This is a genomic window from Lihuaxuella thermophila (assembly GCF_900110165.1).
Classification (GTDB): domain Bacteria; phylum Bacillota; class Bacilli; order Thermoactinomycetales; family Thermoactinomycetaceae; genus Lihuaxuella; species Lihuaxuella thermophila.
The window spans coordinates 167,646-184,509 of sequence record NZ_FOCQ01000001.1; the positions used below are offsets into that span (position 1 = coordinate 167,646).

The following is a 16,864-nucleotide window of genomic DNA, read 5'->3' on the forward strand; positions in this document are numbered from 1 at the left end:
GATGCGAAAAGAATACCCGAGACCGCAATTTGTAAGAGACCCTTGGTTGAACCTGAACGGTGAATGGGAATTCGCCTTTGATGACGGGAAAATCGGATTGCGGGACAAATGGTACAGACAATATGATTTCCCATTGAAAATCCAAGTTCCGTTTTGTTATCAAAGCAAATTGAGCGGAATCGGCGACCCCGGCTTTCACGATGTCGTTTGGTACCGCCGGACCTTCTCCCTGCCCGAATCGTTTCTTGGCAAGCGAGTGCTCCTCCATTTCGGCGCCGTCGATTACGCGGCAAAAGTCTGGCTGAACGGCCAGTTGGTGAAGGAACATGAAGGAGGTCACACTCCGTTTTCCGTCGACATCACGGATGAATTGCAAGCGGAGAACATTCTGGTAGTGCGGGCGGAGGATTTCAGCCGCGATGTGACGCTGCCCCGGGGGAAACAGTACTGGAAAGAGCAATCCGAAGGTATTTTCTACACCCGTACCACCGGCATCTGGCAAACGGTCTGGCTGGAAGCGGTGGCGGAAACGCATTTGGAAAAAGTAAAGTTCACGCCGGACATTGATACGGGACAAATTGGGATTAAATGCATACTTAAGGGCTTTGAACAGGGGACACATACGAACTTAAAGATTTGCATCTCCTTTAAGGGTGAGCCGGTGGCCGAAGACATCATCCAGGTGCGGCATCCGGTGGAAGAGCGGAAGATTACGCTTTCCGACTGGAAAACGTTTGAACACCACCGCATGTGGACGCCATCATCGCCCCATCTCTATGACGCAGAACTTACACTTGTTCGCGATGGGGAAGTTGTTGACCGCGTGAAAAGCTATTTCGGCATGCGTAAAATCTCGATCCATAACGGGAAATTGTGCCTTAACAATACACCTTTCTTTTTGAAGATGGTGCTGGATCAAGGGTATTTCCCGGACGGTCTTTTGACGGCCCCCACAGACGAAGATTTAAAGCGGGATGTGGAACTGACGAAAGCGATGGGCTTTAACGGCGCGCGCAAACACCAAAAAGTCGAGGACCCGCGCTATTTGTACTGGTGTGATACCTTGGGACTGCTGGTGTGGGGCGAAATGGCCAACGCTTACCAATATTCAGAGGAATATGTGACCAGGATGACGGGGGAGTGGCTGGAGGTGATCGAACGGGATTACAATCATCCGTGTATCATGGCCTGGGTGCCAATCAATGAAAGTTGGGGGGTTCCCCAAATCAAACTGAACGATTGCCAACAGCATCATTCTTTGTCCCTGTACCATTTGACCAAGTCTCTCGATCCGACCCGCCTGGTCATCTCCAATGACGGATGGGAGCACACCCGATCCGACTTGCTGACGATCCACGATTATGAATGGCGCAGGGAAGTGCTGGACGAGCGCTACCGAAGCGAGGAGAACACCTTGTCGGCGATGCCCGCCAACCGCCCGTTGTATGCATTTGGGTACCTTCACGAGGGGCAGCCGATCATCGTGTCCGAATTTGGCGGGATCTCTTTTAAAACGGGCGACCGGGAAGGCTGGGGTTACTCAGAGGCCAAAGATGAGGATGACTTCGTGAATCGCGTGAAGAACGTCATCCAGCCGCTGCTTGACTCCCCGGTCGTCCAAGGGTATTGTTACACACAATTAACCGATGTGGAGCAAGAGATCAATGGATTGCTCACCTACGACCGCCAACCGAAAGTGCCGCCCGAACTGATCAGACAGATCAATGAAGGAAACAAATCCAAAGAGTGACAGGCCATAACGCCGTGGGACCGCGCCGTTCTGCGGCGTTATCCTTCCCCGTAAAACGCCCAAGCAGGGTAAACAAAACATCCCATTGAAGGGACCTTGCAGAATAAGGAAGATCGGCCGTGTATGGATCGGATTGCCGAACAAGGGGGATTTGTATGAACAAGTCGGTTGTGAAGAAACTGTTTTACGCATTGTTGACGTTGGCGTTGGCTCTTTCCTTTACATTTCCCCAAGGAGTTGCTCAAGGGCAGATGTCTAAAGTGAATAACTTTTATAACGTGTTGATGCAAGAGGGTGCCGATCCCTGGATGATCAAACATTCGGATGGTTGGTACTACTTTACAAAGACGACCGGCGGCAATGTGACCCTCTGGAGATCCAGGACCATCACCGGGGTGGATGCGGGAGACGCCAAAGTGGTCTGGACTCCGCCCGCCAACACTTCCTATAGCCGGAATATTTGGGCGCCAGAGCTTCATTATTTGGATAACAAATGGTACATCTACTTTGCGGCGGATGATGGCCACAATGAGAATCACCGGATGTATGTACTTGAGAATGAGAGCGCGGATCCTTTCTCGGGAACATGGACCTTCAAAGGAAAGATTTCCGATCCGACTGACCGCTGGGCCATTGACGGAACGGTTTTCGAAGTGAGGGGAACGAAATATTTCATCTGGTCCGGCTGGGAGGGCACAACAAATGTCAAACAAAATCTTTATATTGCCAAAATGGCCAATCCCTGGACGATTGGTTCGGAGAGGGTGCTGATTTCAACCCCCTCTTACCATTGGGAGACCAATACCAATCCCCAGGTAAACGAAGGTCCGGAAGTGATCATTAAGGGGGATACGATCAATCTGGTTTATTCGGCAAGCGGAAGCTGGACAGATACTTACTGTCTGGGGCTGATTACAGCTTCTGTTTCCAGTAACTTGCTGGATCCGTCCTCCTGGACGAAGAAGAATACTCCGATCTTCCAAAGTGGAAACGGACTCTACGGACCAGGCCATAACAGTTTTGTGAAATCCCCCGACGGCAGTGAAGACTGGATGATTTATCACACTGCCCGATATAAGGGAGCCGGATGGAACCGCAATATTCGGGCACAAAAATTTACCTGGAATCCTGATAACACGCCGAACTTGGGAACGCCGGCAAACCCGAATGTTCCAATCCAGCTGCCATCCGGGGAACCGTCCCGGGTTCGGTATGAAGCTGAAGATGCGGTGCTGGGCAACGGTCCAAGAGTCGTTGATGAGGTGACCGCTTCCGGAGGCAAGAAAGTAGGGTATAAAGATAACCCCGACAGTTATATCGAGTTTACCGTGAGTGTTGAGAGAGCCGGCTACTATATCCTGGCTGCCCGCACGGGAACCGGTCTAGGTGAATGGGCGCTGGATTCCCTGCAGGTGAATGGGGAGAGCGGAACCAATGTTTACGTGATAAATTCCGGTTGGAACCATTGGGGTATGGCAACCGCCAATGTGTATCTGGAAGCAGGGGCAAACAAAGTTCGGTTTACGAAAAAAGTGGGCTATGCAGAGGTTGATTGTCTGGATGTGTTCCCCGGTACCAAACCGACACGCTTTCCAACTGACAGCGAGCTTTCAGAAGGAAGTAAAGCGGGTCCCATGACAGACAATTTCAATGACCCGGTTCTCGGCAAGCATTGGATCGTGGGACCTGGTGAAGGGCAGGAGAATCCCGACTTCTGGTCATTGACGGAGAACAAAGGGTATTTGACCCTCACCACCCAGGATGCTGATGTTTATCAAGGGCGCAATCAACCGTTGAGTTATTTCCTGCGCCAGGCTCCCAAGGGAGACTACGAGTTTACTGCCAAGCTGAATTTCTCTCCCGGAAGAGGCTTTGAGCAGGCTGGACTTACCGTCTGGAACGGACCGGATAACTTTCTGAAGCTTGCTTTTGTATATACGGACCGGAAAGTATTTGAAACGGCCATGGAATCGGAAGGCCGCTATTTCTCGGCTCAAACTGCAAATGAAATCGGGGATGATGTGTATCTGAAGATAAGAAAGACAGGAACCACCTATACCTTCTTCGCGAGCGGGAACGGACAAGAATGGAATTCCGTCGGTATACCGTTTGACGCATCCTATGGAAAAGAACAAATCGGGTTGTTTGCGATCTCTCCGGTAAGTGGAAGAAATATACCAGCCAAGTTTGATTTCTTTAAAATTGAGAAGGAACCACAGTAGTGGAGGATAATCATTCGCGATTGATGAAGGGGTGTGCCAACACCTCTTATTTTATTGAGTGGCTATCTTTTGATCCAAAAGGCCTTCAAACGCAATGAGGAGTCTCTAAGGATTATCCTATTTTTTCTATTTCCGCCAAAAAGTTGGACAATCTGCCTTATCCAAAATATTAAACTCGATCATTTTCTCAAGTAATGAGAAATCAACCGGACGATCCCACGGGATACGTACCAAATTCTTGGTGTGATCATAGCCGGCCTGCACAATTTCCTCAGAAAAATGATGAATCGCTGCCGTTTCAGGGGCAACAGCCAAATGATGTTTGGCTACGCTAAAGCCAATAATAAATGTGCCGTGATCGGTAAACATAGGCTGATTCCACGCAATTTTCGGCTTTAAATATGGGAATTTCTTCGTTACCCAGGTCAAAACTTCTTCCGTTCGGGCCCGATGCTGCGGGTTATCAATACGCGCTAAATATTCCGCAAAAACTTCCATGTTGTTCCCTCCTAAAATAAAAATTATATCGTTCAGAAGTTCCTCAAACCCGTTCGTCGTTAAAACTCCTCACAGAACCGCTTGTTTTCAACTATTATTTTAGTCAAGATGGCTTCAAATGTAAAAAAGAGGAACGTCTTTACATCTTTACTGTCGAACGCAGTACCCGCTTCCGGAGTTACACACCCCTGGAAATGTCCAAAAAGTAGGTCTTGGATGATAGACCAACTTTTTTATAGAGATAGAGGTATCAGGGAATGGAACCATCATTGAGACAAGCGATTGGTGCTTTGATTTATTTTATTGACAGCGCTTTCTTTTACTCTTTATACTTAGTTTATAGGATAAACAAACTGAAATAGGATAATCTTTATAGTCTTCCGTTGCTTCAGACAGAAGTGTTTGATGGCACATCCGATTCATCTCTGAGAAAAACGGGAGGGATCCTCAACATGTCTTATTTTTCCGGGGTTACAAAAATCGCTTTTGAAGGAAAGAGATCAAAAAATCCGTTGGCCTTCAAATATTATCATCCTGAGGAGAAGGTCGGGGATAAGACGATGAAGGAGTGGTTGCGTTTTTCAGTCGCTTATTGGCACACATTCACAATGGAAGGAACCGATCCGTTCGGCCATCCGACGATGGTTCGGAAGTGGAATGGTTACCGCGGAATGGATCTGGCCAAAGCGCGGCTGGAAGCAGCATTTGAGTTTTTTGAGAAGTTGGGCGTCCCGTTTTTCACCTTTCACGATGTCGACATTGCACCGGAAGGCGACCATTTGCGTGAAACATACAAATATTTGGATGAAATCGTCAGTCTCATGAAGTCTTATATGCAAGACACAGGGGTTGAATTGCTGTGGAATACGGCAAACATGTTCAGCCATCCCCGGTTTATGCATGGAGCCGCCACTTCCAGTGATGCCAATGTTTTCGCTTATGCAGCCGCCAAAGTGAAAAAGCAATTGGACATCGCCAAAGAATTGAATGCGAAGAACTACGTGTTCTGGGGAGGCCGGGAAGGTTATGAGACGCTCCTGAACACGGATATGGAGCTTGAACTCGACAACCTGGCGCGGTTTTATCACATGGCGGTCGATTATGCGAAGGAAATTGGTTTTACGGGTCAGTTCCTGATTGAACCCAAACCGAAAGAACCGACGAAACACCAATATGACTATGATGTTGCCGCTGCTTATGCTTTCCTGCAGAAATACGATCTGCTCGATCACTTCAAAATGAATATCGAAGCGAACCATGCCACCCTTGCCGGTCATACGTTTGAACATGAATTGCGCTATGCGCGGATCAACGGATTGTTGGGATCGGTGGATGCCAACCAGGGGGATTTGTTGCTGGGCTGGGATACCGACGAATTCCCTGTGAATGTGTATACGACCACCCTGGCGATGTATGAAATTTTGAAAAACGGGGGATTGGGCTCCGGGGGACTCAATTTTGACGCCAAAGTGCGCCGCACCTCGATTGAACCGATCGATCTCTTTTACGGTCATATCGCCGGAATGGACAGTTTTGCGTTTGGTTTGAAAGTGGCACATCGCCTGATTGAGGACCGGGTGTTTGATTCATTCATTGAACAAAAGTATCAAAGTTACACCAGCGGCATCGGACTTGAAATCGTGAACGGACAAGCCGACTTTCACAAACTTGAGCAACATGCCTTCCAAACGGAAATCCGGTATGTATCCGGTCGGCAGGAAATGCTGCGTTCCGTTTTAAACCAGTATATTCTGGAGGCGGAATAAAACGGTTGTTTTCGCCGGACACGAGGGTTCCTGACGTTTCGTTGCATGGCCGGGCAGGGGGCTGTCTCTGTGAGAAAAAGCGGATTCAAACGAAGTGAGGCGGGAAGGATGGATCCCATGGAATATGTCATCGGGGTTGATCTCGGAACCAGCGCGGTCAAGGTTTTGCTGGTGGACCGAAACGGCCGGGTGAAAGCCGACTGCTCGGAGTCTTATCCGCTGTACCATGATCGATCCGGGTACAGTGAACAGAATCCGGAGGATTGGGTCGGGAAAACGCTGGCAGCATTAAAAAAGCTGATCCAGAAGTCCGGAGTGAGGCCCGATGCCGTCAAGGGACTCAGTTTTTCCGGGCAAATGCACGGGTTGGTCTTATTGGATGAACAGGCCCGCCCGCTCAGAAGGGCGATTTTGTGGAACGACACGAGAACGAGTGAAGAATGTCGTGAAATTGAAGCGGTGATCGGGAAAGATTCGCTGCTTGCCATCTGCAAGAACCGTGCGTTGGAAGGATTCACTCTGCCCAAATTATTATGGGTAAAAAAGCATGAACCGGATCTGTACAAGCGGGCCAGAGTTTTCTTGCTTCCCAAAGATTATGTCCGTTTCCGCCTGACAGGCCAGATCGCGATGGATTATTCGGATGCGGCCGGCACTTTGCTGCTCGACATCGCCAAAAAAGTGTGGAGTAGCGACTTGTTGGAAAAACTGGGGCTTGATTCGCACATATGTCCCCCATTGGTTGAATCAGAGGCGTTTGTCGGCACGATCCGCCCTGAGGTTGCAGAAGAAACGGGACTTTCAACCACAACGAAAGTGTTTGCCGGCGGGGCGGATAACGCTTGCGGAGCGGTTGGGGCCGGAGTTTTGTCGGAGGGGAAAACGATGTGCAGCATCGGCACATCGGGAGTCGTTCTTTCCTATGAAAGTACCGGGGAGAGGGTTTTTTCGGGCGAAGTTCATTATTTTAATCATGCCAAACCGGGCGCTTATTATCTCATGGGAGTTACATTAGCCGCCGGGTATAGCCTGGACTGGTTCAGAAGCACCTTCGACGGGGATATTTCGTTTGGCGAGTTGGTCAAGCAGGCGGTCGGGGTTCCGGTTGGGGCAAGAGGTTTGCTGTTTACCCCTTATCTGGTCGGAGAGCGCACGCCGCACGCGGACGGGGACATCAGGGGTTCTTTTATCGGAATCGACGCTTCCCACACAAAATGGGAGTTTGCCCGTGCCGTGATCGAGGGCATTACCTTTTCATTGCATGAATCGATCGAAATCCTGAAGCAAAGCGGCAAGTCGGTGGAGTCCGTCGTATCCATCGGCGGCGGCGCCAAAAGCGGCGAATGGCTGCAAATCCAGGCAGACGTGTTCGATGCCGCGGTTGTGAAGCTGAAAAACGAACAGGGGCCGGGAATGGGTGCAGCCATGATCGCTGCATGCGGATGCGGTTGGTTCGATTCGCTTGAGGAATGCGCCGCCGCTTTTGTTCAAGTCGGGCAGGTGATCCAACCCCGTCCGGAAAGCGTTGAACAGTATCGCCAACTCTTTGCCGTTTACCGGGATGTATATGAAAACACCCGCGCGCTCTCGCGGCAACTAAAGGAATTTCGCAAGTAGCCCCCCTCAACAACCGGAAACGGCAAGCGGATGAGGAATACCATCCGGGAACGGTCGGGAAGATGATCTTCTACATTTGAAAAAAAACTGGAGGATGCAGATTTCCTCCAGTTTTTTCATCGTGAACTACATCGCCATGGAAACGGCAAGCTTCTCGTTTCATTGAACCGGACCAACGTCGCATTCTCCACGAAGGCACGTTCCATGCCCAAGATTCGTTAAGTTTTTCGAGTTCTCGCTCGTATGATAGTTTATAGTGTTTCCGCACTCCATATTCACATTTATACAGTTGCTCTAAGCATTCTCACTAGAGGGATACCGAGCAACGCTCACTTTCATCTACCTCATTGAAAAGGGGAGAATTCCAGTTCGCAAATCTTAAAGTGCGACAACTTCCAATTGCGTGAGAAAATCGACCGGCTGTTCTTTGTTGCTGCCATCCGCCAAATAGAGAAGAGCGGGCCCGCCTTCCCGAATCGGCTTGTTTTCTTTGGCAAAGCACATCAGAGCCGAATGCGCTTCCTCCATCGTGAGCGTAACGGGCTTTCCCTGCGAGCGATGGCAGATGACGTGGGTGGCTGCCGGGTCCGGTTCGGCGTTGGTTAAAAAAGGCCCCAGTTCGACGGCCAATCCTTCCGTACCCGGAATGCGGTCACTGAGCGGAAACTTGCGGTCGTCGATAATCCAGATGGAAGGGTCCAAAGTAATGCGAAATTTCACTTTTCCCGTAACGAGAATAACAGAGTTCATAAAGATCACCATCATTCATTATAGCGGAAAAGAATGAAGATGGAAAATAAGCGGACCGAAAAAGGGGATGATAATAAAAAGTTTGTGATTGGAAGGAGCGGGAGGATGCGGGAGCTGCTGGATCAATTAATTGAAAAACACCGGCCCAAGTGCCGGGAAGGAGAAGTGCCGGGATATATTCCCATCTTGCGGGAACAAAATCCGCTCAGTCTGGGAATTACGGTGATCTCGACGGATCAGGAAATCGTGAGTGCGGGTGACTGCCCCGTCCATTCCACCCTTCAGAGCATTTCCAAAGTGTTTGCCCTGATCTTGGCCATTATGGACTGCGGTGAACAAGAAGTATTTGATAAGGTGGGCATGGAACCGACAGGGGATCCGTTTAACTCCATATATAAGATGGAGGTTTTTTCTCACGCCAAACCCCTCAACCCGATGATCAACGCCGGAGCCATGATAGTCAGTTCTCTGATCAAAGGGAGCAGCGTTTCCGAGAAGGTCGGCCGGCTGCTTTATCTGGTCAGGGAGATGGCGGAAAATGACCAAATTCAAATCAACGAGGAAGTGTTCCGGTCCGAGTGGGAACATGCCCATCGCAACAGGGCTTTAGCTCATTTCTTACGCGAGTTGGGGCTGATTGACGATGTGGACGAAACGCTGGAGGTATATCTGCGCCAGTGTGCCATCGGCGTCGATTGTGTGGATCTGGCGAAGATGGGTTTTTGTCTAGCGCAGTACGGACGCACGTATAGCGGAAAACAACTCATTCCCCCGTCGATCGCCCGGCTGGTAAAAACGTTTATGGTAACCTGCGGGATGTATAATGCGTCCGGCGAATTTGCCATCAAAGTCGGGATTCCGGCGAAAAGCGGGGTTTCAGGGGGCATTTTGGCCTCTGTTCCCAGGCGGATGGGAATCGGCATATTCGGGCCTGCTCTCGACAAAAAAGGGAACAGTATCGGTGGAGTTGCCGTTTTGGAAGATTTATCCAGAGAATGGAACCTGAGCATTTTTTAACTTTTTCGTAAGCGGGACTTGGGTTTTGCAATGAATGGACGATCGTGATAAACTAAGTTTAGTGTATCTCGGATCAAGGGCCGTTTTAAGCAAACCGATTGGAACGGTCGATGGGGGGGTTTGCTTTGACCACACCGACAAAGGCCGATTTGAACTTGAAAGCTCTGCAGCTGTTGCAGGAAGATGCTGAGAAAATAGCGCAATTGATTGCGGTTCAACTGGATAATCTGACTTTGCCGAAATGTCCTTTGTATGAAGAAGTGTTGGATACACAAATGTTTGGCCTTTCCAGAGAAATTGACTTTGCTGTGCGTGCCGGACTCATCCAAAGAGAGCAAGGTCAGCAGATCATTCACGATTTGGAACGGAAATTGGCAGATTTGTATACCAAGATTCTTCCCGCATCCGTAGGAGAATAACAGGTACAAGACTCCGCTTTTGGAGTCTTTTTTATGTTTCATGGAGGTCAGCGGGGTAAATTCCGCTGATATCGTCGATCAATTGCCGCATGACCCGGGATTGATAGCGTTTGGCGGGATAATAGAGAAGAACAGGGAAGGAATGATCAAACGGCGTGACCCGGATCCGCCGAAGTTTCCCTCCGCCGGAATCCAGGCAGACAGTGGGAATTAAAGCGGTCCCATACCCGTCCGCCACTAATTGCTTTATTTCTTCCACGCTGGAAAGTTCAATGACAATTTGCGGTTCGATCCCGTACTGACTGAGCAGTTCATCCAGCATATTTCGCTCCGCCGTCATCGGAGCAAAAGAAATCATCGGCAGCTCTTCCATCTGCTCAGGGGTGAGATAACCTTTATTCACCAACGGATGATGAACGGACGTGATCAGGGAGAAGGAGTCGTAGAATAACGTCCGTGTTTCGATATGGCCCGGGATATGCCTCATTTTGTACGCGATCCCCAAGTCGATCTGCCCATCGTTCAACTGCTGGGAGATCTGCTCAAAGGGCAGGGTGAGGAGCCTTAAGGGTAAATTCGGATGATTGGTATGAAAGTATTTGGTTAAACGGGGCAGGATGGCCATTGATAAGCAAGAGGTCGTCCCGATCTTGAGCGGTCCGGGCGGCTTCTGTTCATGTTCGGAAACAGCTTCCCGTCCTTCTCTGATCAGATCAAGGATTTGATGCGCGTAGGGCAGGAAGAGTGCACCGCTCGGCGTCAGCTTTACTTGGTTGCGATAAAAAAGAGTTGTTCCCAGCTCATCTTCCAGGCTGCGGATTTGTGCGCTGACCGCCGGTTGGGTGAGCTTCAGGGATTCCGCCGCTAGGCGGAAGTGCCGCTTACGTGCCACTTCGATAAAGGTGATCAGCTGTTGTTCATTCATCGATGTTTTCCCCTTATCTTCGTCTGATAACACTATTTTATCAAATTTATCAAAATAATAAATTAGATTTTTCGTGATTCACATATTATCATAAACATAAATTCAACTCTTGGGGGGATACAGGTGAGGGTGAATCCGGGATTAGACGGTGTTGTGGTGACGGATACGGAAATATCGGAGATTGACGGACAAGCGGGCACATTAATATACCGGGGATGGAACGTTGATGAGCTGGCTGTACGGCATACGTTTGAAGAGGTCGTCTATCTGTTATGGAACGGAGAGTTTCCCGAACCTTCGGAATTGGACCGGTGGCGTCGGAAATTTGGATCCGGCTGTTTATCGGACCGCCAGAGGCAGATGATCCGGCTGCTTTCTCCCGAGATCGACATGATCAGCGTGATTCGCACCATCCTCTCTTCACTGGGGGATTCTTCTTTTCTATGGCCTCCCACAGCGGAAAAGGGAATCAAACTGCTGGCAGCGATTCCGGTCATTATCGCCGCCCGAACACGGAGTCTGCAGGGCAAAACCATGCTGGAGCCGAGGGAGGATCTTTCTTTCGCCGCCAATTATCTTTATATGCTGAAGGGTACAGAACCTCTGCCCGCCCATGTCAAAGCACTGGAGGCGTATTGGATCCTTACGGCGGAACACGGGTTGAATGCCTCTACATTTACGGCCAGGGTGGCTGCTTCGACCGAAACCGACCTGGCTTCAGCGGTTATCGCAGCTTTAAGCGCACTCAAAGGGCCTATTCACGGAGGAGCCCCCTCCCATGTGGACGATATGCTGGACAAAATCGGATCGGTAGAGCGGGCGGAAAGCTGGATCAGAGAGCGGCTTCTCGGCGGTGAAAAGTTGATGGGATTCGGTCACCGCATCTACAAGACCACCGATCCCCGCGCCGAAGCGCTCCGGGAAGTGGTCCGGGCAGGTGCGGGCGAAGAGCCTTGGTTTCAGCTGGCGGTGGAGGTGGAAAAAATAGCGCTCGCCGTTTTGAGGGAAGTAAAGCCCAACCGGCAAATACACACCAATGTCGAATATTACACAGCGGCCATCTTAAAGGCGATTGAATTGCCGAGAGAACTTTATACTCCCACTTTTGCCGTCAGCCGAACGGCAGGCTGGATCGCGCACATCCTGGAGCAGGCGGCCAACAACCGCATCATTCGCCCCAGCTCCCGCTATATTGGACCCAAAAATGAGCGGATACGAAATAATTAATATCCATATCTATTATCTTGACAAATCATACAGGTTGCTAAATAATTTCATTTAAAACGCATATTCAAGGTTTTCTAGGGTTCCGCAGTATCAGAACTGGTCAGGTCCGAGAGAAAACGCACGGCTTCGGCTGTGTACACGGAGGGACAAAAGCCCGGGAGGATATCTTGAGATATCTTCTCCGGGTTTTTTAGTTGAGCGGCGGAATACTAACCATCAAAGGAGTGGCTTTAAATGGCTTGGATTTATCTGTTGATCGCGGGAATCTTTGAAGTCGTGTGGGCGATTGGTTTGAAATATACCCATGGGTTTACGCGTTTATACCCTTCGATCATAACCATCATCGGAATGGTGATCAGTTTTTATTTTCTGTCGCTGGCTACGAAGACATTGCCGATCGGGACCGCCTATGCCGTTTGGACGGGAATCGGAGCATTGGGTGCTGTTATTTTAGGCATGATTCTCTTTGGTGAACCGCGCGATTGGACCCGGATGGTTTTTCTGGCATTCATTTTGACGGGGATCATCGGCTTAAAATTGACTTCACCTGCCCACTGAGCAAATGAAAGTCAAACAGTCCCCTGACACGGGTGCACCATTTTTTGGTCGTCCCCGGACAGGGGACTTTCTTTACCCTTATGCCGGGCAAAAGTTACAATGATAATAAGCCCAGGAAGAAGCCGTATCTTTTCCATAAAACTTCGGGGAGTAAATATGAGGAAAAAAAAGAAATATATCCGACTGCATTCGGCCATCGCTCTTTTTGTTTGTATCGTCGTGATTTTGTCCTTGTCCGTCACCGGGCTTTTGATCGCCGAAGAAATCGCGGATCAAACGAAGGAAAACCTGTCCGAGAAAGCGATGGACATTGCGAAGATCGTGGGACATTCGCCGCTCGTGATCGAAGCGCTGGAAGGAAAACGGGACCAAGCGGAAATCCAGTCCTTCACCAGTCAAATTCAACACATGACGAACGTCCGGTTTATTGTCGTGATGGATATGAACGGCATCCGCAAATCGCATCCCGATCCGGACAAAATAGGGAAGCGATTTGTGGGCAGGGATGAAGTAAATGCCTTGCACGGGAAAGAATATATCTCTGTTGCCAGAGGAACGCTCGGAACATCTTTGCGTGCCTTTGAGCCGATCCGTAATGCTGACGGGAAACAGATTGGTGTCGTCGCTGTCGGTATCATGTTGAATCATATCGAAGAGGCGGTAGCAAAGAGTACCCGGATCGTGTACATCGGAATCGGGTTCGGAATCCCGGTTGGCATCCTGGGTGCGCTGGTATTGGCGAGAAAAATCAAAACGGTTCTCTTAGGATTGGAGCCCTTTCAGATTGCGAGTTTATTCCAAGAGCGAAATGCCATGCTGGAATCGGTTCGTGAGGGGATTTTGGGGGTGGACCGGGATGGCCGGATCGTTGTGGCTAACACCGAAGCGGTCCGGATGTTTCGAAAGGCGGGAATCTATGAGGACCCCATCGGGAAAAAGGCGGAAGATTACCTGCCGGGCTCCGGTTTGCCCCGGGTTTTGAAAAGCGGAACCTCTGAGTACGACCAGGAGCAGCAGTTAAACGGGATGGTCATTGTGGTGAACCGCGTGCCGATCACAGTCGGAAATCAAGTGATCGGGGCCGTCGCCACCTTCCGGGACAAAACGGAATTAAAACAATTGGCGGAACAATTGACAGGCGTGAAGATGTATGCAGAAGCACTCCGGGTGAAAACACATGAATTTATGAATAAATTACATGTGATTTTGGGTATGGTGCAAATCAGAGAGTACGAGAAATTGTCCGACTACATTCGTCAAATTACTGATCTTTACCAAATGGAAGTCGGTTCCGTGACGCGCCTTGTCAAAGACCCCGTCCTGGCGGGATTTCTGCTCAGCAAATTGAGCTATGCCAGAGAGCAAGGCGTAAAATTGAACATTTCAGGGGAGTGTACATTGCCGTCTCCCGCAGACCCCGGAATCATCCATCATCTGATTACGATTTTCGGCAATTTGATCGATAACGGAATTGAAGCGTTGGAAAATAACGAAAAGAAAGAGATTGATGTTTCTCTCGGGTATGACGGATCGGTATTTGTGTTATCCGTCAAAGACAACGGAAGGGGAATCCCGGAAGAACTGAGAGAGAAAATTTTTGAAAAAGGTTTTTCAACCAAAGGAAAGAATCGCGGGTACGGATTGTTTTTGGTTCGCAAAAGTGTTCAGGAATTAGGGGGGGAATTGGCTTTGACGTCAGATGCCCAATCGACGACGTTTACGGTAAAACTGCCGTACGAAGAGAAGGATGAGAACCAGTGATACGAGTGTTGATTGTGGAAGATGACCCGATGGTAGCGGAAATCAATAAACGCTACCTGGACTCCATTCCGGGCTTTGTGTGTGCCGGGATTGTCTCCGATGTATCGGAGGCATGGGCGTTTTTGGAAACACATCCGGTAGAACTGGTCTTGTTGGATATTTATATGCCGGGAAAAAACGGGTTAGAGTTGTTGACAGAGATCCGAAAGGAAGGAAAAAGTATCGACGTCATCGTCATTTCCGCCGCCAATGATATCCCGTCCATCAAAAAAGCGCTGCGGCTCGGTGCCGTCGATTATTTGATCAAGCCCTTTGAGTTTGAGCGATTAAACGCTGCTTTAAAGATATACCGGACCGAACATGAAATCATGAAAGAACAAGAGGAGCTAAGCCAGGAGGAACTGGATCAGCTGTTGCTTCATCCGAACAAAACAGGGGCGGATCACCGGCAGCTTCCGAAAGGTTTGACGCAAGAGACCCTGAAGCGCGTGGTCGATTCAATCTTGGAAATGAAAGGAGAAAGATTTACCGCGGAAGCGCTGGCCAATCAGGTTGGAATATCCCGCGTGTCCATTCGCAAGTATTTGAAATTTTTAACGGGAATCGGTTTTGTGTCGATTGATCTGGCCTACGGAACGGTGGGACGTCCGGTCTATCAATATTATGTAAATGAATTTAATCTCGATAGAATTGACCCTTATCTCTAGGCGCCTGGGTGTAACCGGGCGCCTTGATTACTTTAGTTACAAAATGGTTTTCTTAGTTTCATATAATATACGAAATCGGCGTCATCACGTAACATAATAGACAAATTTGTCGGATTGAAAGCGGTTACCAATCCGGTATGAAAGATGGAATCCATTTTGGCCTGATTACCTGACTCATCTAAAATGCTCCAACATGGATCGATTGACATTCAGGGAGGTTAGAGCAGAATGAAGAAATTATTCAAAAATTTAACATTTCAAGTCTTGAGTGCCATCACCGTCGGGATTATCCTCGGTATCCTTGCGCCGGATACGGCGAAAGCGATGAAACCGCTCGGAGACGTTTTTATCAACATGGTGAAGATGGTGATTGCCCCGATTATCTTCTTTACCATCGTCATCGGGATCGCCAAAATGGGTGATATGAAAAAGGTGGGCAGAGTGGGAGGAAAAGCGCTCCTCTATTTTGAAATCGTTACCACCCTAGCCCTGGTCATCGGTTTGATCGTCGCTAATGCGGTGAAACCCGGCGAAGGGGTCCAGCTGGATCCGTCCAAAGGCAACGAGCAGGTGGCCGAGTATGTCAGCGAAGGGGAAAAAATGAATCTTGTCGACTTCCTCGTTCATATCGTCCCCTCCAATATGGTGGATGCCTTTGCAAAAGGGGATACCCTGCAGGTTGTCTTTTTCGCCGTGCTGTTCGGATTTGCTTTGGCGGCGCTCGGCAAAACGGGACAACCGGTGATCGACCTGTTCGACCGGATCGCCAAAGTATTTTTCAAAATCGTGAACATGGTGATGCGGGTAGCACCGATCGGGGCGTTTGGCGCCATCTCTTACACCATCGGAAAGTTTGGTCTGTCGTCCCTCATCCCGCTGGGAAAGTTGATGCTTTCCGTCTATATCACGATGTTCTTGTTTGTGTTCGTCGTGTTGAATCTGATCTGTAAAATGTACGGTTTCAGTCTGTGGAATTATCTGAAGTTCATTAAAGAGGAACTGTTGATCGTGCTGGGTACTTCCTCGTCCGAATCCGTGTTGCCCCGCATGATGAAACGGATGGAAGAGTACGGATGTTCCAAGTCGGTGGTGGGGCTGGTTCTGCCTACAGGCTATTCCTTTAACCTGGACGGCACCTCGATTTATTTGACCATGGCCGTCGTCTTTCTGGCCCAGGTAAGCGGAGTCGACCTGACTCTCACGCAGGAACTGACCATCCTCGCCATCCTGATGCTGACTTCCAAGGGAGCCGCGACCGTCACCGGCGGCGGGTTTATCGTGCTGGCCTCCACTCTCAGTGCCATGCAGGTGATTCCCATGGAAGGGCTGGCGCTGTTGCTCGGTGTAGACCGTTTTATGTCCGAAGCCCGGGCAATCGTCAATATGATCGGCAACGGGATCGCCACGGTCGTCATTGCCAAAAGTGAAAATGAATTCAACTCTGATCACCGGCAAGCCGCTGAGACAAATGAAGATTCTTCGGACGCCGTGAGAGTCCATGTATCCTAAGTAGAATTACTTTGTCCCGCGGGAGAAGCCAGTCCGCCCATGCAGACTGGCTTCTCCTTTTTCCACTCCGGATGATTTAATTTTTTGTCAATTCTGACCACAAAATGCCGGGCGGGTTCGAATAAATAGATAGAAACT

At 49.5% G+C, this 16,864-nt stretch carries 14 protein-coding genes and 1 riboswitch; of the genes, 11 read left to right on the plus strand and 3 right to left on the minus strand.

The genetic code is table 11. From position 1 onward, the window contains the following. Position 1 precedes the first annotated feature (1 nt). Together BMW55_RS00915 and BMW55_RS19155 are read left to right on the plus strand one after the other, a co-directional pair. The gene (locus BMW55_RS00915; protein WP_089964485.1) at positions 2 to 1,750 is read left to right on the plus strand and encodes a glycoside hydrolase family 2 protein; all 1,749 of its coding nucleotides are present in this window, start codon (positions 2 to 4) and stop codon (positions 1,748 to 1,750) included. A 155-nt stretch (positions 1,751 to 1,905) separates the two neighbouring features. After that, a complete protein-coding gene (locus tag BMW55_RS19155) occupies positions 1,906 to 3,972 on the plus strand; it encodes a family 43 glycosylhydrolase (RefSeq protein WP_170839657.1) in 2,067 nt (688 codons plus the stop codon). A 126-nt stretch (positions 3,973 to 4,098) separates the two neighbouring features. Here BMW55_RS19155 and BMW55_RS00925 read toward each other — a convergent pair whose 3' ends face one another. Next, entirely contained in the window at positions 4,099 to 4,470 is a 372-nt protein-coding gene (locus BMW55_RS00925) for an iron chaperone (RefSeq protein WP_089964486.1), read from the minus strand. A 452-nt stretch (positions 4,471 to 4,922) separates the two neighbouring features. Between BMW55_RS00925 and xylA the strand changes: the two genes are divergently transcribed. Further along, complete coding sequence (gene xylA, locus BMW55_RS00930; RefSeq protein WP_089964487.1) at positions 4,923 to 6,236, plus strand: xylose isomerase; 1,314 nt, start codon at positions 4,923 to 4,925, stop codon at positions 6,234 to 6,236. A 117-nt stretch (positions 6,237 to 6,353) separates the two neighbouring features. Next, positions 6,354 to 7,853 carry a xylulokinase gene (gene xylB / locus BMW55_RS00935; protein WP_089964729.1) on the plus strand — a complete coding sequence of 500 codons (1,500 nt, stop codon included), beginning with the start codon at positions 6,354 to 6,356 and terminating at the stop codon, positions 7,851 to 7,853. Between the two features lie 378 nt (positions 7,854 to 8,231). Here xylB and BMW55_RS00940 read toward each other — a convergent pair whose 3' ends face one another. Then, positions 8,232 to 8,603, minus strand: coding sequence for a hypothetical protein (locus BMW55_RS00940; protein WP_089964488.1), 372 nt, complete (start codon positions 8,601 to 8,603; stop codon positions 8,232 to 8,234). A gap of 105 nt (positions 8,604 to 8,708) precedes the next feature. Between BMW55_RS00940 and glsA the strand changes: the two genes are divergently transcribed. Further along, a complete protein-coding gene (glsA, locus tag BMW55_RS00945) occupies positions 8,709 to 9,620 on the plus strand; it encodes a glutaminase A (RefSeq protein ID WP_089964731.1) in 912 nt (303 codons plus the stop codon). A gap of 125 nt (positions 9,621 to 9,745) precedes the next feature. Next, the gene (locus tag BMW55_RS00950; protein ID WP_244527391.1) at positions 9,746 to 10,039 is read left to right on the plus strand and encodes an Fpa/YlaN family protein; all 294 of its coding nucleotides are present in this window, start codon (positions 9,746 to 9,748) and stop codon (positions 10,037 to 10,039) included. 31 nt (positions 10,040 to 10,070) lie between these two features. Here the strand turns inward: BMW55_RS00950 and BMW55_RS00955 are convergent, their stop codons facing one another. Beyond that, positions 10,071 to 10,964, minus strand: a complete 894-nt coding sequence (locus BMW55_RS00955; RefSeq protein WP_089964490.1) for a LysR family transcriptional regulator — start codon at positions 10,962 to 10,964, stop codon at positions 10,071 to 10,073. 123 nt (positions 10,965 to 11,087) lie between these two features. Between BMW55_RS00955 and BMW55_RS00960 the strand changes: the two genes are divergently transcribed. The 5 genes from BMW55_RS00960 to BMW55_RS00980 all read left to right on the plus strand — a co-directional run bounded on the left by BMW55_RS00960 (position 11,088) and on the right by BMW55_RS00980 (position 16,726). Beyond that, a complete protein-coding gene (locus BMW55_RS00960; protein ID WP_089964491.1) occupies positions 11,088 to 12,191 on the plus strand; it encodes a citrate synthase/methylcitrate synthase in 1,104 nt (367 codons plus the stop codon). 63 nt (positions 12,192 to 12,254) lie between these two features. Continuing rightward, a riboswitch (guanidine-I (ykkC/yxkD leader) is annotated at positions 12,255 to 12,354 on the plus strand. Between the two features lie 71 nt (positions 12,355 to 12,425). Further along, entirely contained in the window at positions 12,426 to 12,749 is a 324-nt protein-coding gene (gene sugE / locus BMW55_RS00965) for a quaternary ammonium compound efflux SMR transporter SugE (RefSeq protein ID WP_089964492.1), read from the plus strand. Positions 12,750 to 12,905: 156 nt separating this feature from the next. Beyond that, positions 12,906 to 14,510 (plus strand): DcuS/MalK family sensor histidine kinase, encoded by a 1,605-nt coding sequence (gene dcuS / locus BMW55_RS00970; RefSeq protein ID WP_089964493.1) that lies wholly within the window; start codon positions 12,906 to 12,908, stop codon positions 14,508 to 14,510. After that, the gene (locus tag BMW55_RS00975; RefSeq protein WP_089964494.1) at positions 14,507 to 15,217 is read left to right on the plus strand and encodes a response regulator; all 711 of its coding nucleotides are present in this window, start codon (positions 14,507 to 14,509) and stop codon (positions 15,215 to 15,217) included. The genes dcuS and BMW55_RS00975 overlap by 4 nt, the downstream gene beginning before the upstream one ends. Before the next feature lie 228 nt (positions 15,218 to 15,445). After that, positions 15,446 to 16,726: a dicarboxylate/amino acid:cation symporter gene (locus BMW55_RS00980; protein WP_089964495.1), complete on the plus strand. Its 1,281-nt coding sequence runs from the start codon at positions 15,446 to 15,448 to the stop codon at positions 16,724 to 16,726. The last annotated feature ends 138 nt before the right edge of the window (positions 16,727 to 16,864 follow it).